At 55.4% G+C, this 26,696-nt stretch carries 23 protein-coding genes; all 23 read right to left on the bottom strand.

The genetic code is table 11. The annotated features are described in order from the left end of the window. Positions 1-19: 19 nt before the first annotated feature. The 23 genes from pseI to THECO_RS00715 all read right to left on the bottom strand — a co-directional run bounded on the left by pseI (position 20) and on the right by THECO_RS00715 (position 26,694). Positions 20-1,075 carry a pseudaminic acid synthase gene (pseI, locus tag THECO_RS00825; protein WP_015253183.1) on the bottom strand — a complete coding sequence of 352 codons (1,056 nt, stop codon included), beginning with the start codon at positions 1,073-1,075 and terminating at the stop codon, positions 20-22. Then, entirely contained in the window at positions 1,072-1,668 is a 597-nt protein-coding gene (locus THECO_RS00820; protein WP_015253182.1) for a formyltransferase family protein, read from the bottom strand. The genes pseI and THECO_RS00820 overlap by 4 nt, the downstream gene beginning before the upstream one ends. Further along, positions 1,665-2,735, bottom strand: coding sequence for a UDP-2,4-diacetamido-2,4,6-trideoxy-beta-L-altropyranose hydrolase (pseG, locus tag THECO_RS00815; RefSeq protein WP_083883005.1), 1,071 nt, complete (start codon positions 2,733-2,735; stop codon positions 1,665-1,667). Before pseG ends, THECO_RS00820 begins: the two co-directional genes overlap by 4 nt. Further along, positions 2,728-3,462 (bottom strand): cytidylyltransferase domain-containing protein, encoded by a 735-nt coding sequence (locus THECO_RS00810; protein WP_015253180.1) that lies wholly within the window; start codon positions 3,460-3,462, stop codon positions 2,728-2,730. The genes pseG and THECO_RS00810 overlap by 8 nt, the downstream gene beginning before the upstream one ends. Before the next feature lie 13 nt (positions 3,463-3,475). After that, on the bottom strand, positions 3,476-4,477 hold the full coding sequence (locus THECO_RS00805) for an SDR family NAD(P)-dependent oxidoreductase (protein WP_015253179.1): 1,002 nt from the start codon (positions 4,475-4,477) through the stop codon (positions 3,476-3,478). A 17-nt stretch (positions 4,478-4,494) separates the two neighbouring features. Beyond that, the gene (locus THECO_RS00800) at positions 4,495-6,759 is read right to left on the bottom strand and encodes a motility associated factor glycosyltransferase family protein (protein WP_015253178.1); all 2,265 of its coding nucleotides are present in this window, start codon (positions 6,757-6,759) and stop codon (positions 4,495-4,497) included. Then, positions 6,756-8,009 (bottom strand): flagellin lysine-N-methylase, encoded by a 1,254-nt coding sequence (gene fliB / locus THECO_RS00795; RefSeq protein ID WP_015253177.1) that lies wholly within the window; start codon positions 8,007-8,009, stop codon positions 6,756-6,758. The genes THECO_RS00800 and fliB overlap by 4 nt, the downstream gene beginning before the upstream one ends. Before the next feature lie 80 nt (positions 8,010-8,089). Beyond that, positions 8,090-8,413, bottom strand: coding sequence for a hypothetical protein (locus THECO_RS00790; RefSeq protein ID WP_041853731.1), 324 nt, complete (start codon positions 8,411-8,413; stop codon positions 8,090-8,092). After that, positions 8,406-8,792, bottom strand: a complete 387-nt coding sequence (gene fliS, locus THECO_RS00785; protein WP_015253176.1) for a flagellar export chaperone FliS — start codon at positions 8,790-8,792, stop codon at positions 8,406-8,408. The genes THECO_RS00790 and fliS overlap by 8 nt, the downstream gene beginning before the upstream one ends. 17 nt (positions 8,793-8,809) lie before the next feature. Continuing rightward, positions 8,810-10,348, bottom strand: coding sequence for a flagellar filament capping protein FliD (gene fliD / locus THECO_RS00780; RefSeq protein WP_015253175.1), 1,539 nt, complete (start codon positions 10,346-10,348; stop codon positions 8,810-8,812). A 13-nt stretch (positions 10,349-10,361) separates the two neighbouring features. Continuing rightward, complete coding sequence (locus THECO_RS20295) at positions 10,362-10,601, bottom strand: flagellar protein FlaG (RefSeq protein WP_052835947.1); 240 nt, start codon at positions 10,599-10,601, stop codon at positions 10,362-10,364. A gap of 308 nt (positions 10,602-10,909) precedes the next feature. Then, positions 10,910-11,692 (bottom strand): flagellin N-terminal helical domain-containing protein, encoded by a 783-nt coding sequence (locus THECO_RS00770; protein ID WP_015253173.1) that lies wholly within the window; start codon positions 11,690-11,692, stop codon positions 10,910-10,912. Positions 11,693-11,812: 120 nt separating this feature from the next. Continuing rightward, positions 11,813-12,055 carry a carbon storage regulator CsrA gene (gene csrA, locus THECO_RS00765; RefSeq protein ID WP_015253172.1) on the bottom strand — a complete coding sequence of 81 codons (243 nt, stop codon included), beginning with the start codon at positions 12,053-12,055 and terminating at the stop codon, positions 11,813-11,815. 3 nt (positions 12,056-12,058) lie between these two features. Then, positions 12,059-12,496: a flagellar assembly protein FliW gene (gene fliW / locus THECO_RS00760; RefSeq protein ID WP_015253171.1), complete on the bottom strand. Its 438-nt coding sequence runs from the start codon at positions 12,494-12,496 to the stop codon at positions 12,059-12,061. Positions 12,497-12,586: 90 nt separating this feature from the next. After that, positions 12,587-13,156: a DUF6470 family protein gene (locus tag THECO_RS00755; RefSeq protein ID WP_015253170.1), complete on the bottom strand. Its 570-nt coding sequence runs from the start codon at positions 13,154-13,156 to the stop codon at positions 12,587-12,589. 13 nt (positions 13,157-13,169) lie between these two features. Beyond that, on the bottom strand, positions 13,170-14,078 hold the full coding sequence (gene flgL, locus THECO_RS00750) for a flagellar hook-associated protein FlgL (RefSeq protein ID WP_015253169.1): 909 nt from the start codon (positions 14,076-14,078) through the stop codon (positions 13,170-13,172). A gap of 20 nt (positions 14,079-14,098) precedes the next feature. Then, the gene (gene flgK, locus THECO_RS00745; RefSeq protein ID WP_015253168.1) at positions 14,099-15,628 is read right to left on the bottom strand and encodes a flagellar hook-associated protein FlgK; all 1,530 of its coding nucleotides are present in this window, start codon (positions 15,626-15,628) and stop codon (positions 14,099-14,101) included. An 18-nt stretch (positions 15,629-15,646) separates the two neighbouring features. Continuing rightward, positions 15,647-16,144 carry a flagellar protein FlgN gene (locus THECO_RS00740; RefSeq protein ID WP_015253167.1) on the bottom strand — a complete coding sequence of 166 codons (498 nt, stop codon included), beginning with the start codon at positions 16,142-16,144 and terminating at the stop codon, positions 15,647-15,649. Positions 16,145-16,165: 21 nt separating this feature from the next. After that, positions 16,166-16,429: a flagellar biosynthesis anti-sigma factor FlgM gene (gene flgM, locus THECO_RS00735; protein ID WP_015253166.1), complete on the bottom strand. Its 264-nt coding sequence runs from the start codon at positions 16,427-16,429 to the stop codon at positions 16,166-16,168. 95 nt (positions 16,430-16,524) lie between these two features. Beyond that, positions 16,525-16,941: a TIGR03826 family flagellar region protein gene (locus THECO_RS00730; protein WP_015253165.1), complete on the bottom strand. Its 417-nt coding sequence runs from the start codon at positions 16,939-16,941 to the stop codon at positions 16,525-16,527. A 177-nt stretch (positions 16,942-17,118) separates the two neighbouring features. Further along, positions 17,119-18,033, bottom strand: coding sequence for a ComF family protein (locus THECO_RS20290; protein WP_157373489.1), 915 nt, complete (start codon positions 18,031-18,033; stop codon positions 17,119-17,121). Beyond that, positions 18,030-20,138: a DEAD/DEAH box helicase gene (locus THECO_RS00720; protein ID WP_015253163.1), complete on the bottom strand. Its 2,109-nt coding sequence runs from the start codon at positions 20,136-20,138 to the stop codon at positions 18,030-18,032. Before THECO_RS00720 ends, THECO_RS20290 begins: the two co-directional genes overlap by 4 nt. A 43-nt stretch (positions 20,139-20,181) precedes the next feature. Beyond that, the gene (locus THECO_RS00715; RefSeq protein ID WP_015253162.1) at positions 20,182-26,694 is read right to left on the bottom strand and encodes a glycoside hydrolase family 78 protein; all 6,513 of its coding nucleotides are present in this window, start codon (positions 26,692-26,694) and stop codon (positions 20,182-20,184) included. Positions 26,695-26,696 lie beyond the last annotated feature (2 nt).

Below are 26,696 nucleotides of genomic sequence, written 5' to 3'. Positions count from 1 at the left end.
CTTAATTTAAATTTTGCTCTTAACCGAACAGATCCCACGACAACGGCGTACCTTTTGCAATATCCCTTGCAGCTTTTTTGCCCAACACAACGTCCAGGTATTTGGGCGGCAAGCCGTAACCCGGGCGGATCGCACGAATATTCTTTACCGTAAACGGTTCACCCGCTTTCACATCCTCAACCACATAAAGCGATCGCCGGAATATCATGGACGATTTTTCTTGTTTCGTCGAACCATACGCAACCTTACCCAATGCCTGCCATGCCCGTTCTGTCTCTTCCACCAACATGGTCATTTCATGGGGCTCCAACGAGAACTGTGAATCCACTCCGCCGTCAGCGCGACGAAGCGTAAAATGTTTCTCAATTACCGTCGCGCCAAGCGCAACGGCCGCCACGGCCACTCCCACTCCCAGGGTGTGATCAGACAACCCCACTTCGCATTCGAACAATTCCCGCATGTGAGGGATCGTTCGAATATTGCTGTTTTCCGGCGAGGCCGGATAAGAACTGGTACACTTGAGCAGCACGATGTCCTGACAACCTGCATCGCGGGCAGTCTGAACCGCATCATGCAGTTCCCCGATCGTCGCCATTCCGGTTGAAATGATCAGCGGTTTTCCCGTTTTCGCGACCCGCCGTATCAATGGCAAATCAATATTTTCGAACGATGCGATTTTGTATGCCGGCACATCCAGCGTTTCCAGATAATCGACCGCGCTCTCGTCAAACGGCGTGGAGAAACAGATCAGCCCGAGTTCCCTGCATCGGCGCATGATCGGTTCATGCCATTCCCAAGGGGTGTAAGCTTCCTGATACAAATCATAGAGACTCCGGCCTTTCCAGGGACTGTTCTCGTCCCGGATGTAAAATTCGCCACTGGACAGGTTCAAGGTCATCGTATCAGCGGTATAAGTCTGCAATTTCAAAGCGTGTGCTCCCGACCGGGCCGCGGCTTCCACAATTTCGAGCGCCCGCTCCAACGACTGATTGTGGTTCCCCGACATTTCCGCAATGATAAAAGGGGGATGCTGACGGCCTATGATTCGCCCGCCAATCGTAATCCCTTGCTTCAATCCGTTTCCCTTCTTTCCTTCAGGAGTTTAGCCCGACCAATGAGCGCCTGAACCGGCGTATCCCACCCGTCTGTAAGCAAATGCAGATACGGATGCAAATCCTTTTTGTAATGCATGCTGCCACCCCTTGGTTGAGCTTTCGGCATAATCCTGCAGGCTCGAAGCTGCTCCCAATTGTCCCAAAACAAACGCTCGATGGTCTGAGTCAACCGGTTGTAAGATGTCCTCAGCGTGTCGAGTTCGTTCATTGCAACTTCTTCCTGCAAGAGAATATGCCCGGTATCCAACCTTTCATCGATAACATGAATGGTCACGCCTTTGGGGGTATCCTCCAGAAAACTCCACACATTCGGATCCGCACCTCGATTCCATGGCAGCAGCGAAATATGCAAATTGATCGCCCGGTTACCGAACCGGTCAAAAACAGCGGGGCGGAGAATATGCCGATACCCGTAGCTGACCAAAAAATCAACTCGATTAAGCCAGGGCTCATCACCGGTCAAACGATCTTCCGCATGAATCATTTCATCGCCGAATGCCCGGAATTTTTCCTCCCATCCGGGCCGCTGAGGCCCCAACAACAACACTTTCATCGCCATTCGTCCGCCTTCAACATGATATCGGCCACTCTGTCCGCACCGCAGCCATCCACTCGTTCGGAGGCCGCCCGTTGCGCCATACGAAGACGCTCCGGATCGCTCATCGCTTCCAATAGTGCGGTACGGACTTGATCCATACTGACATCCCTGGACTCCCCAAGGTACCAATCGACACCGCTTCGGTGTCCCGACATCGCGATCTCCTTCTGATTGTCGGCAACCGCTATAACCAGTCCTGGCAAACCCATACAGTATCGTTCCCAGGTGATGGTACCTCCCGATGTCAACGCCAGATCGGATTCGGCCATCAACTTCGCTACCTGATTGGTTTGGATATGCAACCGAATGCGGGAATCGTTCTCACACAGGCGTATAATCTGATCCAATCGGGAATGGGAGCGCCCGACAACCAGATGGATGGTCAATTCCGAAAAACAGTCCGCATTCAACGCTTCCAACGCCTTGGCCGTTTCGTTCGTCGGATCCGTGCCGCCAAAGCAGACGAACAAGGTTCGCACATGTCCGTCTCTTGGCCTTAAGGATTTTCTGGCAACGGAAAACTCGTCACGCAGCAATGCATACCGGCTGCCCAGCAGCATTCGGACTGAAGCCGGAACCAGCTTCATATATCGTTCGTGGATATGAAGAACATCATTCTGGTCCAACAGAAGATCACAAACATGACGGCGATTCGCCAAATCGTCGATGACCATCAAATGCCGAACATGGGGAGCAACAGCGGATTCTTGCCGTTCTCCCCATCCGTAATGATCAACCACAAGCCAGTCATACGAACCGCATGCTTCCCGCGTCAACGCATCCTTCATGGGTTCGGGATCATCCGGAGCTCCGTCCAGACGAATATACCGAAAACCGTCTGACCGGAGTTCTCCCGCCAACCACTCCGGAAGCCTTCCGCTGAAAAACGCGATCTCGGCTCCCTTTCGCCGCAAGGAACGTGCCAATGCGCGACATCGCATCAGATGGCCCGTACCCAATTCGGAGGAGGCATCCGCCCGGAATCCGATTCTCAACTTCCATCCCCTCGCATGATCACTCACCCAGCTTCTTCTGTTCCACGTGCGCGTTGATCAGATGCAGGGAAGGATCCTGCTTCATGAGTCTTTTAATCTCCGAATAAGTCACGCAGACATGATTGTGCTTTAAACGCTTGTAGATCGTCTGAATCAGAAGCCAATCTTCTTCCGTGTCCAGCGTCCATCGGTAGTGGGAAAAATTTTTCTCTGCAACAAAAGAGGCCAGGCTGAATTTTTCGGGATGAAGGTAAATATAAGGCGTGACATGCTCCCGTTCGAATGGTTGATTCGCATTGCGCCATGCCTCCTGGAGTGCTTCAATCCGAAAAACTTCCGCATCAAGTCCGCGCGGGAACGTCCGCTCCAATGTATTGCTCGCATAATCGCAGGCCGACTCATGATAGAACCGGATCAAATGATCCGTAATCTCCGGATCAATGAATGGACAATCCGAAGTAATGCGCACGACAGTTTCGGCACCTGCCTCAACCGCCGTACGATAATATCGGTCAAGAACATCCTGTTCACTGCCCCGGTACACCTGAATCCGGTATTGTTCGGCTTCATGGACGATGGCGTCATCCTGGTCAAGCGTCGTGGTGGCTACCCAAATCTCATGAATACTGCCTACCGCTTTCAATCGTTCGATTACATGGCCAAGGACGGTTCGTTCTCCAAGCTTTTTCAAGACTTTTCCCGGAAGCCGTGTGGAGCCTGTCCGGGCTTGCACGATCGCCACCGTCTTCACCATTTCACAGCTCCTGTCATATCAATTGTTCCTCGCGAATCCAACGTCTCAGCATTTCCTTGTCAATGGGATCCTGTTCTGTCACTTTACCGGCCATCCCGGCGTCCAGAACACCCGGGTAATAATGACGCTTGTCCACGAACACGGAAGGCAGGATATACATGCCGTCCGTTTCCAATGCAATTTTCTGTTCTTCCTGCGTCATCAATTCTTCCTGCATTTTTTCGCCTGGCCTCGCACCGACCACTTCAATATTGACATGATCGGTTATGCCGTGCTTGCGCACCATTTCCTCAACTACGACTTCCGCCAGATCAGCCAATCGGACGATCGGCATTTTCAGGACGAACACTTCTCCGCCCTTCGCCAGTTCATTCGCTTTCAGCATCAAATTGATGGCCTGGGACGGCGTCATCATGTAGCGCTTCATCTCCGGATCGGTGACGGTGATTGCCCTCCGGGCCAGGATCTGTTCCTTGAACAGCGGGATGACCGAGCCGCGGGAACCCATCACATTGCCGAAGCGCACAGCATGAAAGACAATGTCCCGGGGGCCTTTCTGCAATTCGGCCGCAGCAATCAGACGCTCGCCCGTCAATTTCGTGGCGCCGTATGTATTGGTGGGTGCAATCGCTTTGTCAGAACTGGTAAACAACACTTTTTTGACACCTGTGACAATGGCCGCCTGGATCACATTCTGCGTGCCAACAACGTTGGTCTTTACCGCCTCGAACGGATTGTACTCGCAGGCCGGCACATGCTTCATTGCAGCCAAATGGAAGACGTAATCGATGTCTTCCATCGCGCGCAGCAACCGCTGTTCATCCCGCACGTCTCCGATCAGGAACCGCAACTTCCCCGCATAATCCCGGAAATCAAGACTCATATTGAACTGCTTGTATTCATCACGGCTAAAGATGCGGATAACAGCCGGATTTTCCCTGAGCAATCTGCGGGTCAGATGATAGCCGATCGTTCCGGTTCCCCCGGTAATGAGAATTTTCTTGCCTTCATACATTTCATCCATTCTCCTGGTCACTGGTTACTGCCTGCTTCGACGCGTTCAATGGCGATATTGATGATTCTTTTCAACTCGGGGAGGCAGGATTGCATCGCCTCGATCAGAGGAGTCAATACCTGCACAAACAATTCCGCTTTGCGCTCGACATCCGTTTCCTTTTCCAGTTCCGGCCGGTCGCGATCGAACGCCCGGATTTCATTATTTACAGCTGTCATCATAAAGATCTGGAACAAGACGCTTGTAACCATCTTTCCCCACTCTAGCTCGATGTCCTGCATGTATTGGATGCACAGGGGAGATTTGGCCTTGCTCAACTCCGGCAATTGTTCCAGAAGACCGAATACCAACATTAGCTGGTTTTCAAATTCTTCCAACTGAGCAGGCAATTGTGACAACCTTGTCATTGTTGCGGTCTTTCGCTCTTCATCATACAAGGCTGCATGCTTGTCCAGAAGATGCTCTATCACACGCTCGGGTATTTCCTCCCCACGAAGCCGTTCAAGCACCCGATCAAGCGACTCCCAACGCGTGTGGTTAATTTTCGCGCCGTATCGCGTGGTGTTGATAAAAGTGATCTCGGGATACAGTTTCAACATTTCCTCGAGACCTGCCAATGTGACCACCATGCCGTGAGTGGCCCGGTTCAGGCCGCCCGAGACGTTCTCCAATGTGTAGGTCGCCCGTTCGAGTACCAGTTGCTGCTGCTCTTCCGGAATATGCTTGGCCCCTTGCGCATACATGCGGCCATCGGGATACGACAAATCCTGTCCAACCAGTACGATCTCGGTGCATCCCATGTAAATGGCCGCTTCGATGGCGTTGCCGGTAACGGAAGGTACGGATTCGAAACATGGATCGCCATCGCTGATTCCCATCAAATACAACATCGTGAGATCTTCTTTCAAAAGATAATGGATGGTCAGCCGGTAATCCAGCGATTCAATCACCTTGTGCTGCGCCATCGGCGCAAACAATATGGGGATGCCTCGTATCGCGGGATTGTCGTAAACCCTCAGATTCACATCTCCGCCATCCATGAAGACAATGAGATGCGGCTCAATTCCAAAATGCAAAAGCGATTGGACCGTGGATCCCGCGGCGATAATCAGCGCGTGACGCTTTAGTTCCCTTAACACGGGTATATCCGCTTCCAGCGACGGACCGGCGCCGACAACGACCGCCGTCTTCCCTGCCAGCAGACCCTTGAAGTTCCGCAAAGATGGCGTGTTCAGCACCACCGGCAGATTCAACAGCCGGTTCTGCAGCCACTGCATTCCGTATTTGCCGTAGGTGACCATGGAGGACACATAATACATGCTCGCCAGCTTCGCATTTTCACAGAACTCGAGAATGTCCCGAGCGTTCAATTGTTCATAGACGGGAATCGATTTCACAGCCGGATTGGAACCGCACATCTTCATGAAATTGAATACCATCTGTTCTTGCCGGATCTTGTCTCCACCGACAAGCAACTCAAGCACATTCACATGGGAGAAGAGGGACTCGAGATCGATCGCGTGCATGGCCGCGATGAAAATCTGCCTGTCCGGCTCACGAATGCTGAGCCGCAAATGGGTCATGTGCATGCTCAACATGAGCAAATGATAACCGAATCCGAGTCCATATAAAATGACGTCGGCCATATCGCCCAGTTCCTGCGCCACTTTCGCCGCCCAGCGTGCGACTTCCGCTTCCGGATCATACTGGCTGTAAAAACGGACCCACCTGTCCCCGGTTCTGATCTTCAGGTTGGGCATGCCCGACTTTGTGAATACGATCTGATAGTTCATCCAATCCGGCTCGACATCCTTCAGATCGTTGTACACCTTCGGAAACTTCTCGCGCAGGTAGGCCATGTTCTTCTCGTACCGCTTTTCCATAACCGCGATCTCATCGCCGAGCGCTCGGGACAGGCGGCCGAGCATCTCGGCCAGCTCAAACTTCAGGCAATCCGCCGCGTCGCGGTAATTGTCCTCGTCCATGAACCGGTTCATGATCTGAAACCGGATGGGGAAGTCCCGTACGAACAGTTCCAACACGTCAAGCAGGTCTTCGTTGCCAGGATCTCCCTGCATGGCGTCCGCGATGATTCGGGCTTGCCGATAGATTGCGTCCATCATCTCGACAAGATCTCCGATCGACCGCCAGTCTTCCGGAGCCAACGGCTCATGGAGCTTTTCCGATACGTGAAGGCTTTGCCGGATCGCCACAGGCAAATCGCGCTTCATCGCTTCGAGCATTTGTTGCAAATCATCAGCATCGTATATCGCATCCTTCATCGCGAATCCTCCATCGCATCCGATTCCATTACAAGCAGCGACAAATGCCCCAGGGTCCGGATATTCCCGGCTTCGCACTGCTCCAGCAGAACTTTTTTGAAGTTTTGATTGTGTTCAAAGTTTCTTATAAACGAATAGATCAACTGAATGATCATATCCGCTGTCAACCTTTCATGACAGGCAGCCATCCCGATCAGCTGCATCCGAAGCAGCCCGTATATGACGCCCATGTAGAACACTTTGGTGAACAGCTTCAGCTCTGTATCGTAAGGAAACGCCGAGCTGAACAATTGATTGACGAGATAATTCTCAAAAATGTATTCATGTTCTGCCATGAAGGGATCGTAATAGTTTCGCCGACACTCGCCGTAATAGCGGACCAATTCTTGTTCGGAAAAGCCGTCGCCCGCTTTCTGAATCCCATCAATATATTGATCCAGGCACTCCATGTATTTGTCGTTGTTCGAGACCTTTGCGGAGATCAACAAAAGCAACAGGGCGTTCAGAAATTTGAACTGAAAATGCAAATCGGTCGGAAAAGTTTCGGTCTTGGCAATTTCGCCGCCTCCGTCCAACTGATCCCTGAACCTCTGGATGATATGCGGGATTTGATCGACCTTGCCCTTGGCGCAAGACTCGTCCAGAGCGACCGCCAGAACGGCAAGCTGCATGACCCGGTGAGACAGCGAGTAGCTGCGATTCTGCAACATTTCAACGGCAAAGGTCCGGATATCCCAGAAATATTTGGCATAGGGAATCCCACTTGGCAACTTGGTCGTCATTCTTGCGCCGATCGTGATCGGCTGCTCCGCCTCGACATAGGTGAAGCTCATGCCCTCCGGATTCAGCAGCGCCAGCCGGGCCGCTTCGGGACAGGACAGTAACGCTGACGTCTCGAACGTGTCATCAACCTGATTGCTGCGCCTCGGATAGCTGGCGCACACCTTCGACAGACACGATTCCCCCAATTTCATCTGGATGGAACAAAGCCCGTTTTCGAGAAACGTGCAGTGTCCGGTAGCTTCGTCCAGTTTGATGACCGCATACTGATCGGATCTTCGTTTGCTGGCTTCCAAAACTTCCATGCCCTGCACGAGCCGCTCCGAAAATTCCCGGTCCTCGAGGCGTTTGTATTTCAGGTAAGTGTCCCTGTTTACAGGAATCTCCAAATTCTTGCAACATGAGTCTTCGCATTCGTTGCCGATGCACCGAAATGTGAGCATGTAGTCAGGAAACAAAACCTTGGGCAAGACTCTCTTCCTTCCTCATATTGGATATTAGACACATTTTAAGAAAACAGACTGCCTCTGTCGGCAGTCTTTCCGCTTTTTTAACTTCTGCGATCGAACAACATGCTCCCGGCCGGTGAATAGGCCTGATATCCTCGCTGCTGAATTTTGGAAGTCCGGATCGAACGAAGCGCTTCTTCTGCTTCCTTCATCAAGTCGTTCATATGCCCAAGCAAGATCGATTCATAAGTCTGAAGTTCACGGAGCATGGCCTGCTGACGATCCGTCAAATTGCGGCCGCGAATCGCTTCAACCAGTTGCTGACGAAGCTCGACAAGGTTGACAAATGATTCATATCCGGCATCCCGCCCCATCTCGCTGAGTCGTCTCGATTCCGACAGCAACTGAAGAAGAAGCTCATCCATAACCGGGAGCCGCCGATCCGCGCTTGGCGACTTGCTGCCATGCATCGCGCAAATTGGACAAATGCCCGAGCACTTCGAGAGCAGGATCTTTCTGTTTCTTGACGTTCGCTTCAATCAGATTTCGAACTAGGTAATCGTAAATCTGCAACAAAAGCTCGGCTATCGGATATTGAAAATTCAACGAACTGATTAATTCGTTGATCACACTTTGCGCCTTGACCAAATGGGTATTGGCCTTCTGGAAGTCGTTCGTTTCGATTCCTTCGATACCCAGCTTGACGTGCTTGATGGCGCCATCGTACAGCATGATGATCAATTGGAGCGGGTTCGAAGTGTTGACGGCGGACTGCTGATAAATCTGATGAGGTGTTGTCAACATATCCATTCACTCCCCCATCAACCTGTAAATCCAAACGCCGCGGCTTGGGCATTGAAACGGCTGATGGCCGCTTCCATGGCGGTAAATTGCTTATAGTAGTTGTTCTCAATCATGGTCAATCTTGCAGCCAACTGTTTGATCCGTTCGTTCAGTGACCGCAATTCTTCCCCCATATTGCTGCTCTCCGAAAAAGCGGCGCTCGGATCCGAGCTGAACCGGCTAACGCCAGCCTTCTGCGCCAACCGATCAAGGGCTCTTCCCGCCGAGTTGTACAACCGTCTGAACAAACCGCTTTCCTCCGCAGTCGCCGATTGATCCGCAGAGTTCTGCATGAACAGGGCAACAAACCTGTCCGGATCTTCCTCGATGGCCGCCCGCAGCTTGTCCTCATCGAGGATGAGCAGCTTGCCCCGTTGGCTGTAATCGGCCGTGCCGATTCCGTATTGGGCCAAGTTCACAGCGACACCGTTTACTTCTACATCCGCAATGATGGCCATTCGGAATTCGTTGATCATCTCGGACAGGATACTGTCATTGCGAAGCAGACCACTCTTGGCCTTTTGCTCCCAGAGCTCGATCTCCTTCTCGCTCATTTCTTCCTTTTGCTCGCTGGTGAGCGGCATGTAATCCCGGTACCGTTCTTCGTATAATTTCTTGTTCACGGTGTCCAGGATGTTGTTGTAATCGCTGATAAAGTTCTTGACCAGATCAACGATCTTGTCCGTGTCGGTCGCGATCCTGATTGTACTCTCCGAAGCGCTGACCGCGTTCAATGTAATTTCCATCCCGTTTTCGGTAAAGGTATTGCTTGAGCGGGTCGTGGCAATACCATTAATTACGACATTCGCATCCTTGCCGACCCGTTTCGTCAAATCAAAGTTGAAGTTGCTGAAGAAATCGGTCGGTCCGCTGTACTGGATCGTCGAAGATGCGCCAACCGTTTTGGCCCGGATGGAGAATTGCCCGGTCACGCTGTCCAGATATGCCGTAACCCCGACATTGGCGTTGTTGATCTTCTGGATCATTGTTTCGATGGTATCGTTGTTCACGTCCAATACGATCTCGGGAATCGCATCAAGCTCTGTACCGTTGAGAGCGGATTCGGAAGTGTAGATCTTTAATTTGATCTTCCCGTCATCTTCAGTATATTTGAATGGCGGATTCAGGTTGCTGTCCGCCTTCAACTCAGCCAACGTCTTGGTGGTGTCAAAGGCGCGTTGGCTCACCACAGTGCCGGATGTCGCCAGGTTGTTGACTTTGATCGCCAACTGTTCACCTGCCGCCGCCGTGGTGGCCTTGACGCTGACGGCATTGGTGTCGCCGGTGACAACCGCCTTTTTCACGTTCAGAGTACCGGTCAGGCTATAATTGAACAGTTTGTTGTTGCGGAAGTCCACCAGCTTGCTGCTGACTTCGCGGTAATGCTCCCGCTTCCATTCGAGCAGTGTCTTCTGTTGATTCAATTTGTTCAGAGGCTGTCTCTTGGCCGACATCAATTCCTTGACAAGCTGGTCAATGTCGAGCCCGCTGTAGAATCCGGAAATACGGATGGTCATGTTCCCGTCCTCCTCAGACTTTCTCGTCAAACAGCAGACCGGCAATTTCCATCATTTTGTAGACGATGTCCAATGTCCGTTCCGGCGGAACTTCGCGGATGAGATCTCCGGTTTCCCTGTTGATCACCCGCATGACCACGGCTCCGGTCGCCTCGTGGATCTTCACTTCAAGTCCTGTGTCCGGTCCCGACATTTCCCTGATGGCACGTTCAATCGCGCGAACGAGCTGTTCCTCGCCTATCGTCACCCTCATGCCGCTGATCTCGGCAAATTCCAACTGTTTCAATCTGCGGATCGAAGACGCTCTCAATCCGCTGAAAGCGTTCGCGGTGTCGCCTTTCGTCTCCGGACCTGCCGGACTTGATCCGCTGGGGTGTATGGATATGGCGGTGCTTTTTACGGATTGCATGTCCATACCGCATCATCTCCGACCAAAAGAAATGTTTAAATATAATATCGTCGGAACGTATGTATTTATTTAGAGCTTCCATGAATCAGCAGGTCCGTGGAAAATGAAAAACCCCGGAAGAAAACTCCGGGGTTGGGAAGCCGATTCGGCGTTTAGCGCAGAAGCGTCAGGACACCTTGCGGCGCTGCGTTCGCTTGCGCGAGCATCGCTTGCGACGATTGCAACAGGATTTGGTTCTTCGCGAGTTCGACCATTTCCTTCGCCATGTCGGTATCGCGGATCCGCGATTCGGAAGCCGTCAGGTTTTCGATCGTCGTGCCCAGGTTGTTCGACGTGTACTCGAGTCGGTTTTGCAGCGCACCGAGCTTCGCACGTTCTTTTGCAACGTGCTCGATGGCAGCTTCGATCTGGGACAGATTCGTATCTTTACTCAATCCGCCCAAGCTGAGGGCGGTGTTGACGGTCACGGCAATACCATTAATGGTGATGGTCGTAGCTCTATCATCGGACGCGATTTTTGCACCCGTCTTGATACCAATGCCGTTGAATTTCGTGTTGCTCAGGATCAGCTTGATTTGCGAACCCAGCGCGTTGAGCTCTTGGTTGATGTTGCTGATGTCCGAAGGTTGATACGTGCCGTTCAGCGATTGCACCTTCAGTTCCTTCATCCGGACGAGCATGGCGCTGATCTCGTTCATCGCGCCTTCAGCCGTCTGAACGAACGAGATGCCGTCCTGAACGTTCCGTTGCGCTTGCTCGAGACCACGGATTTGGCCGCGCATCTTCTCGGAGACCGCAAGGCCTGCAGCGTCGTCAGCCGCGCGGTTGATCCGCAGACCGGACGACAGCTTCTCCATGTTCTTCGCCAGCGCCGTGTTGTTAAGAGACATGTTACGGTGGTTGTTGAGCGCCGTGATGTTGTGATTGATCCGCATGATGCTTTTTCCTCCTTGAAATGTTGTTTTTCCACTTCCCTGTGGATCGCTCGCCATGGGTCGGCCGCCCCATGTCAAGCCTCAATTTCTATATCGGCAGCACCATCGTTTTTTTAGAGGTCATCTCAAATTTTTTTTGAGATTTTCGGCGATTTTTTGCAGCTGACCGACATCGATTGTCGCGGACGCCGCCTCTTCGTTCGTCTCCCTGACGGACTGCAGCAATTCCCGCCGCGCGATCTGCACGTCCCTCGGAGCGGAGATGCCGATTTTCACCGCGTCTCCTTCCACCTCAAGCACCGTCACCTCGATGCGCCCGTCGATCACGATCGTCTGGCCTTTCTTGCGCGAGAGCACCAGCATCCGCTACACCCCCTTCGTTGCCGGGAACAACGCGTGCCGCGTTCCCAGCCGGGAAGCGACCAGAATCACCTGCTTGCCCAGCTTCTTCCTGAGGTTCAGGACCACAGGCGCGACCAGATTAGCCGTCGCCGTCTCGAGCCGGTCCTTGATGGTCACGATCGCCCAGACGGACAGGTCACCGGGATCCTCCGCCTCGAGCCGGCCGGCGTCCGCATCCGGCAACTGGAATTCGTAATCGGGGAAAAACACGAACGGATTCACGACGATAAAGCTCAGCTCGCCGCGGTCGACGCATTGCAGACAAGCAATGCCGTCCAATCCTTCCAGGCCGACCAGGGCGAACCGCTTGTCCTGCTCGAAACCCGGAATGCCGTCCGGAAACGTATAAATGTCTTCCCCCCCGATCTCGAGCTCGCCGAACCGGGTCGTCTCCATTTTCATCCCCGCAATCCTCCATTCCCTTGATAAAGAAAAAGCTACAAGCGAAACCGGGGCTCGCTTATAGCCTTATTCTAACTGGATTTCCGCGGATTACGCCATCAATTCGATCACGGGCGGCGGAATGATCGTCACCTTCGGATACTGCGTCATGTAGATCCGGACGTAGCCACGGTGATAACGGATGTCCGGACGATGGATCTGCGCATCGATCCCCACCCCGCCCGGATCGACCTGGATATCCGGATTGTTCGGAATGTATTCAATCTTCGTATTGTCCGGCCTGGCCTCGCCGAACAGCTGCAGATCCGGCGCCCCCTCGACGAACTCGTCCAGCGCGATATCCGGAATCGGATTCTGCTTGATTCTCAGATCGCCGATCCGGTTGCCATCCATGACAATCTTCTCGAGATTCCGGCGGGCAACCTCTTTGTATTGGGCGTATATACGCAGCCAGAAAGCTTCCAGCTTGCCGCCGTTGAGCGCATTATGCGTCAATGTCTGATCGATGATCAGTTCACCCGGCCGATTGCGCGCCGCAATGACCGGCCGCTTCGTCTCGACCTGAACCTCCGGCTGCCGCTGCCTGATCTCGAACCTTCCCGGTTCCGAATCAACGCCGATCAAGCCGCGCTGCGTATGAATGGAAATCTGCGGTACCATGACTCCGGCCGCCTCAGTTCAGGAAATCGACCAATGACGGCGTAATAATCTTGGCGCCGACGGACAAGGAAGCCTGGTAAATATTCTCGTTGATTTTCGCATCGATGATCAGCTTTTCGAAATCAACGTCTTCCGTCTTCGATTGGAGGTCCGTCAGATTGATTTCCAGATCTTTCAGCCGGTTCTGCATCAGCTCGACGCGGTTGACGCGCGCCCCGATCTCCGACTGTTGATTCAAGATCTTGTCCATCCGCGATTCAATATTCGCGATCTGCGCCGAAACTCCGCCGTGATTGCCACTCTGCAATGCGGTAATGATCTGATCGAACACGGCAAAAATGTTGTCCGCTTCCCCGGGTCTGCCGAACACGTCATTGCCGCTCAGATTAATCTGCAATTTGACGCCGACGCCAACCATATAGTAGATGGCGCCGGAATCCGTCTCAATCGTGCTCGGATCAAACGGCGTGACCGTCGGATCGTAGGGGATGACGTCCGTTTTCTCGCCGTTGAATACATATTTGCCGTTCAACGTGCTGTTTGCGATATCGACGATCTGTTCCTTGAGCTGGATGACTTCGTCGGCAATATTGTTCAGCGCGACATCCGGATTCGTCCCGTTCGATCCCTGAACGGCCAGTTCCTTGAGCCGCTTCAACACATCCTGCGCCTGCTGCAGCACCGTATCGTTGAAATCGAGCCACGAGAGCGCCATATCGACATTTTTCTGATACTGCTCGTTGACCGACAACTCGCTACGGTAGCGGAGCGCGTACGTAATGCCTACGGGATCGTCCGAGGCGCGGTTGATCTTGCGCCCGGTCGTCATCTGCTCCTGCAGTTTCGACATCTCCGTCAGCGTGCGGTTCAGGTTCCGGGTAAGCTGCATATGCATCATCCCCGGCGTTATGCGCAATGGCATTGCTTACTCCTCCTTACCCGTCAGCGGCCGACAATACCGGTGCCGTTAATCAATTTGTTCAGCATCTCGTCGAAGGATGTCATCAGCCGCGCAGCCGCATTGTAAGCATGCTGGAAGCGGATCAGGTCGGACATTTCTTCGTCGAGCGATACGCCGCTTACCGATTGCCGGTTGGCATCCACCTGATCCAGCTGCATCTGCGAATTTTGCAGATTGCGCTGCGCCCGGTTCGAGATGACGCCTATTTCGCCGACAATCGCATTGTAATAGTCTCCGATTTTCGCATTGGTCACGCCGTTGCCGCTCGCCGTCTCGTCGAATCTGAAGCTGACTTCTTTCAGTTCGCTCATCAGGAGCGCGAGCGTATTGTTCCCGCGGACGACGGTACCGCTCGTATCCAGCCTCATGGACGTCGCAATCTTGTTGATGTCGGCCACGATTGCGGGATTCAGTTGCAGATTGCCGGCCGTAATATTCCCCGATCCGTCGGACGCCGTGAAGAAAGGAAGACCGACGGCCGGAGGCGTTCCGCCTTCAAGCGTGTACCCCAGCTGATGCAAACCGTTGATGCCGTTCACGGTAATGACGGTATCGCTGGCAAGCGGCGTCGTGCTTCCCGGGAGCACGGAACCTTTCGGAATGACGACCTGGATCCGTCCGTTCGCCAGCGTGTTCGCCAGCGAATTGAGCTGACGGCGGTATTCCGCCACATAGGTGTCGCGCGAGACGATCATGCCGTGGACTTCGCCGCTGTTCAGATCCCCGCTCTGGACGGCTGCAACAAGCGCATCCGCCGTAACCGTCGTATAGGTGCTGCCGTCGACGACGACAATGCCGCCGATCGAAATCGTGTACCCCGCCTCCGACTCGACGACGGAGACGTTCGCGATCCGGGACAGATTGTCGACGAGCAGATCGCGCTGGTCGCGCAGGTCGTTCGCCTTGTCGCCAAGACCTTCAATCCGGCGGATCTCCGTATTGAGCGAGGCGATCGTCTCGATGATCGTGTTGATCTCCGTCGCCTTGACGCCGATGCTCGTCGTCAAGTCCGCCGTCAGATCGTTCAGCCTGCGGCTGATCGAATTGAATGCGTCGACCAGCGCCAATGCGCTCTCGCGGACAATCTTGCGTCCCGTGACATTCTCGGGGTCCTTGCTCAGATCGGACCAGGCGTTCCAGAATTGTTCCAGCACGGTCCGGATGCCGGAATCGCTCGGCTCATTGATAATGGCTTCCAGCTTGTCCAGCGTATCCGCCTGAATCGAGTAGGTGCCGACCAGCTTGTTCTGATTGCGGTACTGGTCGTCGAGGAACGCCATCCGGATTCGGCGGATATCCGTGAACTCGACGCCCGTGCCGAGCTGTCCCGGCACCACCGAACGGCTCATGCCGTAGGCTTCGATCGGCCGCGCGGCCGTCATGCTGACGACCTGGCGAGAATAGCCCTTGGTATTCGCGTTCGCGATGTTGTGTCCTACCGTATTGATGGCCGTCTGCTGCGTAAACAGACTGCGTTTGGATGTCTCCAGCGTATGAAAAGTCGATCTCAACGTCGCCGCCTCCTTGGCCTAGGCCCGCGTATCAAAAATGCCGTTCCTGCCGCCGCTGGCGTTCGTCTTCTGCGGATGTTGATACACGATATCCTCGGCAGGATCGTCAACCGCAAGTCCGATGGAATAGTCGATGAACGCCAGCGCTTGCCGGATCAGTTGTTGGTTCAATTCGTTCACGCGGCGCAATTCACCCAGCAGTTTCGACAGCTCGCGCTGCTGCTCGATGAGCTTCTGCTTCTGTTCCGGCTGATTCACCGACTGGATGACTTCGCGCAGCGTATTCAAGCGGGATATATAACCGAGCGATACGAAATGGCGGTGCGTCTCGAGGATGCGCTGTTGCTCGAGTTGTTCGGCCCTGGCGATCAGCTTGCGTTCCTTCTGCAGGATGACGTTAAGCTGGTCGACGTCCCCTTTGACCAGCACGGGCGTCTTCTGATTGGCCGTATCGAGCAGCTGTCTGTACAGTTCCGCTTGTTCGTCCAATATCCGGACAATGTCCTGGACCGCCATCCGGCTCACCGTCTTTCTTCATTATTTCAAGTACGGCCACAGCTTCTCGGCGATCTTGCCGGCATCGACATGATACGTGCCCGTCGATACGGATTGCTTCAGTTCGTCGATCCGTTGGGCGCGATCGGCCCCCATGATCCGGCTGTCCGACAGAAGCTGCTGCGCTTCCGCCGAGATCCGGACTTCATCCCTTCGGTTCACCGTGCCCTTGCTGCCGGCGCGCGTCTCCTGCTGCTTCTGGTATGTCCGGACGGCACTCAGGCGTCCGATCTCGTTGATTTTCATGGCTGCCACCTCTTTCCCTGCGACAATACGCGAACAACCGATAATCCCTTATGAGGGTATTATCGGTTGCCTTCATCACAAAATTTATAGGAGGGTCAACGATCTTTCCGCTCGGTCTGGTTGATCTGATACGTGCCCGGCCGATCGGACTGCAGGTCGGCTTTCAGCCGCTCGTCGATCGCCTGCTGCGCCTTGATCTCATTTGCCAGCTTCCGTACGCAGTTCGGGCACATGTTGCCTTCCCGGATCGGCGCTCCGCACGATTCGCAGCCGTAATACATGTTCGGAAAGGCGCTGATGGAGATCCGCCCCTCGCGGATAAACCGGGTAATCTGGCGCACGGATACCCCGGTTGCCTCCGACAGCTGCTGGATGTTGATGTGGCGATGCTCCTTCAGATACTCGACACATTGTTGATATTCTTCTTCTATCTCTTTTATGCAGTTCGGGCAAATGTCGCGATATCCCTTGGCATACAGCTTGCCGCAGCGCGGACAGTAATCGAGGTTCATTGGCCTCCAGTCCCCCATGCACACAGATTACTCTGTTGCTATTGTACCGAAATTGGAAGAATAATGCGAGATTTTGTGAAAAATAGGGACTTAAGGCGTACTTCTCGAGGGTGCATCGGGAGCTGGCTGCGTTGTGGTATCGATAACGTTCCCGAATTCGGTAAGCCGGATGCTTGTTCACGATCGCGCCCATGTCAGCACATAGACTTGAACGGGATATGGAACGGCGGCGCGGACCGCTTCGGCGCATGCTTCCGCCGTGGAACCGGTCGTGTAAATATCATCCACAAGCAGCACCCGGACCGGCTCTGAGGTCCGGACTCCGAAGGAAGCGCGCAGTTCCGCAAGCCGCCTGATCCCCGCATCATCCGGCCCGAACACGGCGCGCATCGCGCGAAGCCGTTCGGACCGGCCGCGCTGACTCTGCTTGCCGCTGTCGCGGATGCGCCGGAGCAGCGGCAGAAGCGGCGCGTTCGCACGCATGGCGGCGGCCCGGGCCAGCCGCTCCGATTGATTGAATCCCCGCTCCTCCGCCCGCTCCCGGCTGACCGGCACATAGGTGACGGCATGCCAGACTTGCCTGGCGGTCCGACGTTCTCCACGCATCCGGTCCGGCCATCCGGCAATCTTCTTCAAGCCGGCGCAACGCGTTCCGGAGACCATCCTCCCTGCTTCGTCCCCTGCTGCGGCGGATACTTCCGCGGTCAAACGTTCGAAAGCCGGCAGCATCATCTCGGCCAGCACCTCGCCGTAACGTTCATCTCCGCGGAATTTGTACAGCGCGAGCCATTCCTTCATGTCGTCGTTGTAACGCACTGCGCTGCGGTTCATCTCGAAGGCGCGGACCGGCTGCCGAATGCAATCGGGACAAAAAACGGGCCGCCCGCAGCGCGGGCAGGCGGGCCGGCGGATCCAGGGAATGCGCGCCAGGCAGCCGTCGCACAGCCAATCCCCGATGCGCAGCCCGTCCGCCGATCGCGGCGGCAGGCCGCGCCGACGCCCGCCGCATACGAGGCAATGCGCATCCGGCGGTCCCAGCAGATCGACCGATTGCGAAAACAGACTTCGCAGGATCGCGGTCCATTTCATCAATGCATCATGCCTCCCGCTCGCGCTTCTTGCTTCCCGACGGCGGCAAGCGTTTCCTTCCGGATATACCCGCGGGCGGCGGCGAGCGCGTTCATCTCCCGGATCTGGCGAATGGCGGCGCGCTGGGCACGGGTCGCATGCGGCGCGCAAAAATAAACCCGCCCATGCGGGTCATCCTTCGACCGGCCGGCCCTCCCGGCCATCTGCTCAAGCGATGCCTCGTCAAACAGCGGCGCATCGGCGTCCAGCACGAACACATCGCTGCGCGGGATCGTCACCCCGCGCTCGAGGATCGTCGTCGTCACGAGCACGCGCAGCTCGCGGCGGCGGAACCGCATCACCGTCTCCGTCCGCTGTTCATCCTGCGAGGACGTATAGCCGATCACCGCATCCGGCGGACAAATCGTGCCGAGCAGCGTTGCCGCGGGCCCCGTGTCGGAGATGCGCGGAACGAAAACGAACACCTGCGCCCCCCTGGACAATGATGCCGCAATGGCCTTTCTCAGCTTGTCCGGCACCGACCTGCGGCGGATCATCTCGCGGACGGGCGGCACGCGGATCTCGACCGGCACCGGCAGCGGAAAGCCGTGAAACCGGACCGGAATGCGCGCATGCGGCAGACGCCCTCTCGCGGCCGCGCGCCGGAGCTGCGCCGGAGGCGTCGCCGAGAGCAGCACGCGGTGACCGCCGGGCATCACGCACTTTGCTGCCGCATATTGCAGCATGGGATTGTTGTGATAGGGGAAAGCATCCAGCTCGTCGATCACGACCAACTCAAAGCCTGCCGAAAACCGGATCGCCTGGTGCGTCGTCGCCAGCGTAATATCGGCGTTCGTCCATTTCTCCCGGCTGGCGCCGTGCAATGCAACGACGGCATGCTCCGGAAAAGCTTTCCGGATGCGCGGTTCCAGCTCGAGGACGACATCCCGCCGCGGCGTCGCGACCATCGCTTTCCCGCCGCGCGCGAGCACGGAGTCGATGAGCGTGAACATCATCTCGGTTTTCCCTGCTCCGGTTACCGCCCAGAGAAGGAACGGCGGACGTTCCATGCCGGAGGTGTGAACGGGATTGGCGGTTCGCTTCCGGGTGAGCGTTCCGGCGATGCCGAATCGGGAGGCCATGCGCGCAGCCTTATGCTTAGGCTGTCCGGAGATGCTGCGGTGTGCGTCACCGTCCGCGGATTCCAGCCAGCGAAGGGCTGCCGCCGCCGCGTCGGATTGGGCCGGGCTGAGCCCCCAGCGTTCAAGCCGCGCCGGAATGGGCGGCAGCTCGTCCGCCGTGCGCATGCGGACGGATGTGCCGCCTTCGGGAATGCCGCTGATGAGCAGCGTGCATTCCCTGCATCGGCCCAGCAGCAGGCACGCTTCGCAGTAGGCGCAGACGCGGCCGCACGCCGCACAGGGCGTGCGGCGCATGTGCGCCTCGCCGCTGCCGCAGCGGAGGCAGCGGCGCTTGCGCCGTCGCCCGCGGACACCGTCGCAGCGGGCGATGGCGCTGCCGAGGCGCAGCCGGCCCAGCAGGGCCGCGAGCTGGAGCGCCGCGTCGGCGAACGCGGCGCTCCAGCGGGCGGGCGCGGGCCCGGCCGCGCCGAGCAGGGCGTGCGCTTCGCTGCGCAGAAGCGCACGCCCCTCAAGCGCGGCGGCGGCTTCCCGTGCAGCCGCCGCCAATGCCCGGGCCTCCCGTTCCCCTGAGGCCCGTCCAAACCGCACAGCGGCAATGCGGCGCACATCCCCCGCCGGTTGCTCCCGGCCGAAGCTCCGGTTCAAGCCCGCAAGCCCGGGCCAGCCGCTGCGCGGCTCCGCCTCGCGCACACAGGCGCGCAGCAGCCGGGCGGCTCCCGCTTCGCCCTGCACGCGCCCCGCCCGCCGGGCGAACAGCTCCGCCGCGGCGAAGGCGCTGCCGAGCGGCAGCGGCTCGTCCAGCAGCAGGACGACATCCGCCCGTCCGCCGGGACGTCTAGCCGCCCCTTCACCGTCGCAGCCCGCCTCTGCTTCCGCCGCCCTGCGAAAATCATCATCCAGCCGATAAGCCAGATCGACTTCCCGGGATATCGTCACGCAGGCCGACCAGCGGCCTCCTTCAGCAAAAGCATAGAGATATCCTTTCATCCCCGCTTCTCTCCCGTCTGGCCGCATCCGGTGCCGCCGTCGCCTACTGCACCCGATGCACCGACACGGCTTTGTAGATGTTGCCGATGATCCGGACCGGCACCGACGTCTCTTTTTTCACGCCGTTGCGGTACACGACCTGAAAGACAATCGTATGTTCGCCTTCCCGGATCTCTCCATCAAACGACATCCAGCTTTCGTCGTGCAGTTCACCTTCATACCGCAGACCGCCTGCATTAGTAAGCACCACTCTTTTGCGGATCGAATCCCCCGTCTTCGACACGGCCCGCAGTTCCGCCGTCACCTCGTTCGCCGGCGCCGCCGAAATCACTGCCGCAACGCGCATGACCTCGCCCGAATAGAAATCTTTCGGATCGTGCTCGACCTCATGCCCTGCTGCCGCGTGTTTTTCCCGCCACTCTGGCGTATGATGCACTTCTCCCTCAATGATGAGCGGCAGCACCGTGATGGGTTTCGTCACGCTGTCCGATGCCCCTTTCGGGTCACGGACCGTGAGGGTGACGTTGTAAACGCCGGTGCGATTTTCCGTATCCGCGCCAGGAATGGCGAACGCTTGGGTCGAACCGCTCCGAGTATATCCGTTCGGCCCGCTGACCGACCATTGATACGTCAGCGGATCCCCATCGGGATCAGTCGAGCGGTCGATCAACGTGATCGTATCCCCTTCATACGTCGGTTTCGGCGACCAATCGAAATCCGCCACGGGCGGCCGGTTCGTCTCGATGTAGAAATACTTCGGCCCGCTCCAATCGCTCCAATCGTAACCGTCATGCACCCGCACCCGGACGTACATCGTCACTCGCTCCGGCAGGTCGGCAGTCGGCACCCAATTTTTAGCGGAACCGGATCTTACACCGGTGTCGCGTTCAAGCGTGCCGTTCGTGCGATAAATCTGCACCTGGTATTGCGTCTGCGCGTCACCGTCGGCATCCGAGTACGTCCATACGAACGTCGGCCGCAGCACATCAAACTTCGTCGGATTGGCCGGGGCCGCGCTGGCGGGCGTCGTCACGTTCGCCTGCGGCTTCCGGTTCAGAATCGTCACCGTCTGGATCGCCTGGTCGGTCTGGCCGAGCGAATCCCACACCACTTGCCGAATCCGGAACGTGCCGACCGTATTGAACGTCTTCGTCCAGCTCGTCCGGGATGCGCTCGCAAGCAACTCCGATCCGCCGCTTACATTGGAGATGTAGTATTCATGCGGCAGCTTCGTCCGGTCGCCGTCTTCCTTGTCCCAGGCCGTCGAATCGATCGTCACGGCCACGCCGCGATAAGTCGTCGCAGGATTCACCGTAAATCCGGCATGCGGCGGTTCGTTCGGAGCTGGAAGCTCATGGACCGTAATTACTTGCTCGTAGTAATCGCTCCATGCGCCGTACTCGTCTTTTACCGCCATGCCGACCGTATAAGTCCCGGCTTCTCTCGGCACCACCAGCTTTTCCATATGGACGGCTCCGCTCGGCGTAATGTAGTAATACTTCCGTTCAAAAATGCCTCGCGTCGTCTGATAATTCTTCCCGTCCTCGGGCGGAGAAAACTCGCTTGCGCTCGCCCATCTGTCCGGGTCGTAACTGGTGTCGTCAAACCTGACGGTTTTGTCACTGTTCAAGGACAGCGTAAAGCGTGCGACAGGCCGCCGGTGAACAATGATGCGCTTGCCGAACACATTGGAAGGCTCGCGGTACTCATCGAACACCTTGCTCGGGTAACGGTAGTCCGGATGCGGATCGTCTTTCGCCGACAGCCGCACTTCGTAGAGGCCGACTTTATCGAAATAGATCTGCCCCTCCGAAAACGTCTTGTTATGCAGAGCGGAAAGCCCCTGGTTGCGGATGAACATCGGCGTGTGGACATAGGTCCATTGATACGAGCCGGCCGGCGGGTCGCCTTCCGGATCGTTGAACCTGATGTTTTTGTACTGGATCTCGGCCCTGGCGGAACCTTCCTCCCAAATGGCGTATTCCGCGTCCCAAATGATTTCATCCGGAACGATTTCCTTTACCGAGACCGGTCCGAAACGGACATACGACTTGTCGCTGAACGGACCAAATTTGCCGGATGTGAACGTGCCGTCCGTCACTTTGAAATAAGGCGCTCCGTTGACAAACAGCTCCAGCTTGTCGCCGGCAAACTTGACCTTGAACAGCACCTTCACCCCATCCTGGAAGGGGTAATTTTGCTGCGCCAGCACCGTCCGGCTCCCGTTCACATACTTGGACAAATAGATGGTGGATCCATTCGTCTCGACCGCGTAACGATTGGCCGCATTCGCTGCCCTGAACGACATGCCGACCAATTCCCGATCGACATCCGCATCATCCAGGGACAACGTAAAGGTGATCTCATGATCCTTGACGTTGTTGGATGAGAGCAATTGACCAAGGGTAAGTCCCGGACCTTGGCGCTCACCCCCAACCGGAACCCCGACGTTCAACCACGGGTAAAAATAATAGCTGTAGGGACTAGCAGTTCTTATCATCATGGACAGCAAGATGCCATCCCCGACATATTGCGAGTTCATGATACGCTCCGCAGCGGTAGCCATGTAGCCGTCGTAATCAATCAGGCCTCCCGCGGTAAATGAAAACTGCGATTGTCCGTCCCAGGTATAGCCATTATACCGATTTTGGTTCCATGTGAACTTGATCCCATACGGTGTATAGGAGTACGGCGTCGTTTTCGTTGATCGCATCTGTTTCTGACCAATAGCGTCGATATCGAAGTTGGTGCCGTCAAAATCAAAAACCAGATTGGGATCAAGCGTGCGCACAGCGCCGGTATCCATATTTACCGCCTGAAGGACTTTCGTACCGTTCCATTCGTTCGTGTATTTATACGTCCGGACGATAATTTCTTTCTGGGCCGAATTGACAACCATGTCCGGAATATCAACAGCGGTATCGGAAATATTGGGTTTAAAATCCGTTCCTTCAAGCTTGGTCCGCCATACGAGATTGAAGTCGGGGTCAAACTTCACCAGATACACAGAACCGTAGTTTCTCGACTCCATGGAGCCGTTCATACAGTTGTGTTCTTCATACATATAGGTGTTTTCATTAAGATCCTCAAACGCAAGTTCATAGTTATAAGCTCCCGAGCACGTCAGGTACGGTTGCGGAGGATTGATTTGGATCGGCGGTATTTCTTTCGTGCTTTTAAGATTCAAATGTCTGTCATAGGTGTGGGCTGAGAGCTTTTTAAAGTCGGAATACCAAATGACCAAATTCCCGTTTCGGGAAAATCCATTGTTCAGGGTGTTATAAAAATAATCGATTCTTTTCTCCAGCCCGTTTGCAATCATCTCACCCGTTTTTAAATCATAGGAGATGATCGTTTGCCCGTTTTTCGTATAAATTTCTCCATCACTTTTTAAGCAGGAACAACTCCATTTGGCGATTTGATATACGGTATCCTCCGTTACAAAATACTTGTCTGGCGTAATGGCAACGGGTGCATAGCTGACACCAGGCTTTCGTTCGTTTTCTTTCACAAATTCAGGAACATCTTTCCAATCCCGAACCTCCGCATAATACTTGATGCTTGGTGCGTTCAAGATGTAGTCATAGTAAGAGCCATCGGGCAGGTCGTGTCTTAAGCCCACAATCGATCCATTTTTCACTTCGAAATTGTATTCATATCGGCCAATTTTACTTTTGTTGAGCGCAAAGAAACGGCCATTATGACTGAAATAGACGTGTGTAGGCGTCGAAACGAAATTCGGTTTATTGGAACTGATGCCGAAAGCTATCGGGGTCCATTCCCCTGTACTGGGATTTGGAACAAGCAATGGCTGACTGAGGGTTTTATTCGGGTCGGCTGCACCGATCGGCCGATAAAGGTTATAGCCATTCTTCCCGTACCCGGCATCAGCGAATGGCGGAAAGAACGCTATAATGCCTGTTGGGTAGTACAGTCCGTTGCCGTATAACCGCTCATTCTTTTTACCGGTTTTTCCGAATAATTCCGTATCACTGAAGCTCCAGCGCATCCGCTTTCCGTCCAGCGCGCTGGTACTGTTGACGCCCGTCAATGTCCAGTTGAACATTTCAGCCGGCGTATAGACGCGCCTGAGCGACAGATCCGGCTGCGGGTTCTTCCCTTCCAACTCAAAGGAGACTTCCGGCGGAAGGTTCCGAACGTCCATCATCGTGACTTCAACCGGATCGGACAGCGTATCGTCGCATTTGCCGTAGTCCTCGCAAACTTTGACGTAGAACTGGTATTTCCCGACCCGGTTCGGCTTGAAGGCAGCACGGGTCCTATCCCCCGTCATATTCGTCCACGGATCATCATCGAAGCCGTTGTTCTCGTCATCGTAGCGCATTTTGTACTGTACGGATGCGATTTTGTCTCCGTCCGGGCTGAACGATTTGTTGTACACGTAGTATGTCTGGCCGCGAATGCCGCGGGGTTCGACTTCGAGCTTGGCGACCGGCGGCTCGTCCGGCAGGACGGTGAGCTCATGCACCGCCGGCTCAAGCGACCGCAGGCCGATGCTGTCGGTGACATAGAGCGTGATGATCTCCTTGCCCGGTTTCGTGTACACATCTTTCAAGTTCGTCCACTCGTCCTTCGAGTGGTCGATCTTACGGCCGACAGGGCTGTAGCTTTTGGCGCTGCTGAACGGCTGCGGCAGCGGCCGGCCTTCCTTCACTTCCTTCGGCCCTTCGATAACAGCAACCGGGTTCGGCGGAATGACCCGGATGTACGTCGTCCTGGTGGTCACCGCTCCGAAAGCATCCCGCATCGTCGCCTTGACCTGGTGATAGCCAATGCCGTTCATGACAATGTTGTGGTATCCGTCGCCGTATTCGGGATAATTTTGCGGGATGGTTTTGGCCCAGCTTGAGCTTTCGGAAAAGTCGAAGCCCAGAAATTCCAGCGGGTCCCCGTCCGGATCATACGGCGTCGGAACGCTCGGGTCGTTGATGTAAATCAGATGCATGACCGTGCCTTCGACAACTTCATGAACCGGCTGGGTCGGGTTAAACGGATAGACGAAACCAATCTCAAATTGGGGAGGCTGGTTGCCGCTCGGCCCGTTCACGACCAGCGTATGGGTGGCCGGCTGCGCCGTTCCGCAATCCTTCGTCCGGATCTCCAGTGTAATGATATGGGTTCCGATTCCAATAACCCGCGGATACGTGCTGTAAGAATACGAATGGCTTTCGCTTTGGCTGTTCGCCCAGGATGTGTAATAGGTATCGCCATTCCGCTCGATCTTGTACCGGTGGCTGTCATAGGTGCAGCCCCTGAACACAAAATTTTTCGGCTTAAGTTCGAACGATTCACGGAATTCAATAACTGGCGGCAGCACGTCAAAATCGCCGGTGAAGTTCTTGTTGGGATCCACCGCCTTGAACGATTTGGATACCTGGTTGTTGTTCTCGTTGCTCTCCGCAATCGCGTTGGCGCTGTCCACCACAAGCAGGAACGTCTTCTGCTCTGCGGACGTGAACGTGTAGGTGAAGTTTATGGAATACTCTCCCGGCTCGCTTGCCGGCTGGCTTGCTAACTTTAATTCCCCCCCATCGACCATGATTTTCACGTTATAGGGTTTTCCCGTCGTTTTATTATCCACCCGCCATTTCGCAGTAAAGTTCGTCGGTTTGCCGACTTCGATCGGACCGTTCGCCGTAATGTCCACCGCTACCAAGTCGGGTCTCTGGGTCTGTTGCTCTCGATATACGCCAACGATGTCCGTACCCCCTACAGCAACGGTCGGATTGCGGGTCTTAAGACTAGGATCACCCTCAAATTGCGGAAAATGTTCAACCTCCGGCTTCAGCTTGTACCGGATATATGACTTGTACAGTTGGTATGTCTTTCCATCCCGGCTGATGGTATCTGACAGCGTGTAGCTGAACGGTGTCCCGGCCTTCACGCCTTTCACCACGTTTTCAGGAGGGAGTTCCTCCACGGTTGAATCTGCACGGACAAGCCGTACTACGGCGTCACCGTCATACTTCGGCGACTGGAAAGTGATCAGATTATCGAAGCGCATGCGCAAATTTTCCCGTGTCGCCTGGGACCAGTTCTCCGCAGCCAGTATCTGATCCAGCGTGTAGAACAGTTTCCCCGCGTTCTTCGGGCTGTTCTCAATGCGGAAGATCGAGTGGATATAAACCGTCTGACCGTCCACGGCATCGAGCAGATCGGCATCCTTGAGCGCCTGTTCAAGGACAGTCCGGGGCACGGCGAAGAAGGTTCTGACATCCTCGCCCGGACCCGCATTGGGCGGGTCCTCCCTAATTTGAAACCCCGGATTACCATCATTGTCTAGCATCACGCCGTGCGTATAGGCCAACGGATTTCCATTCGTTGGCACCTTCGTCACGGTCCAGCCGACCGTCCGATAGCTTATTTTATCTGGACTTGCCTTGACATCGTTGGATGATCCATCAAAGGTATCGGTAGCCTCGTTATATCTGAACATCATTTCACTTGCCTCGGCTTCCCGGACAGGAACGAAGGGCAACGTGAAAGGTGCGAGCAACGCCGCGATCAAAACATATGAAAACAGCTTGCGACGCATAC

The sequence above is a fragment of the Thermobacillus composti KWC4 genome (assembly GCF_000227705.2).
Lineage (GTDB): Bacteria > Bacillota > Bacilli > Paenibacillales > Paenibacillaceae > Thermobacillus > Thermobacillus xylanilyticus.
This window is presented reverse-complemented; position numbering and strand designations above follow the sequence as displayed.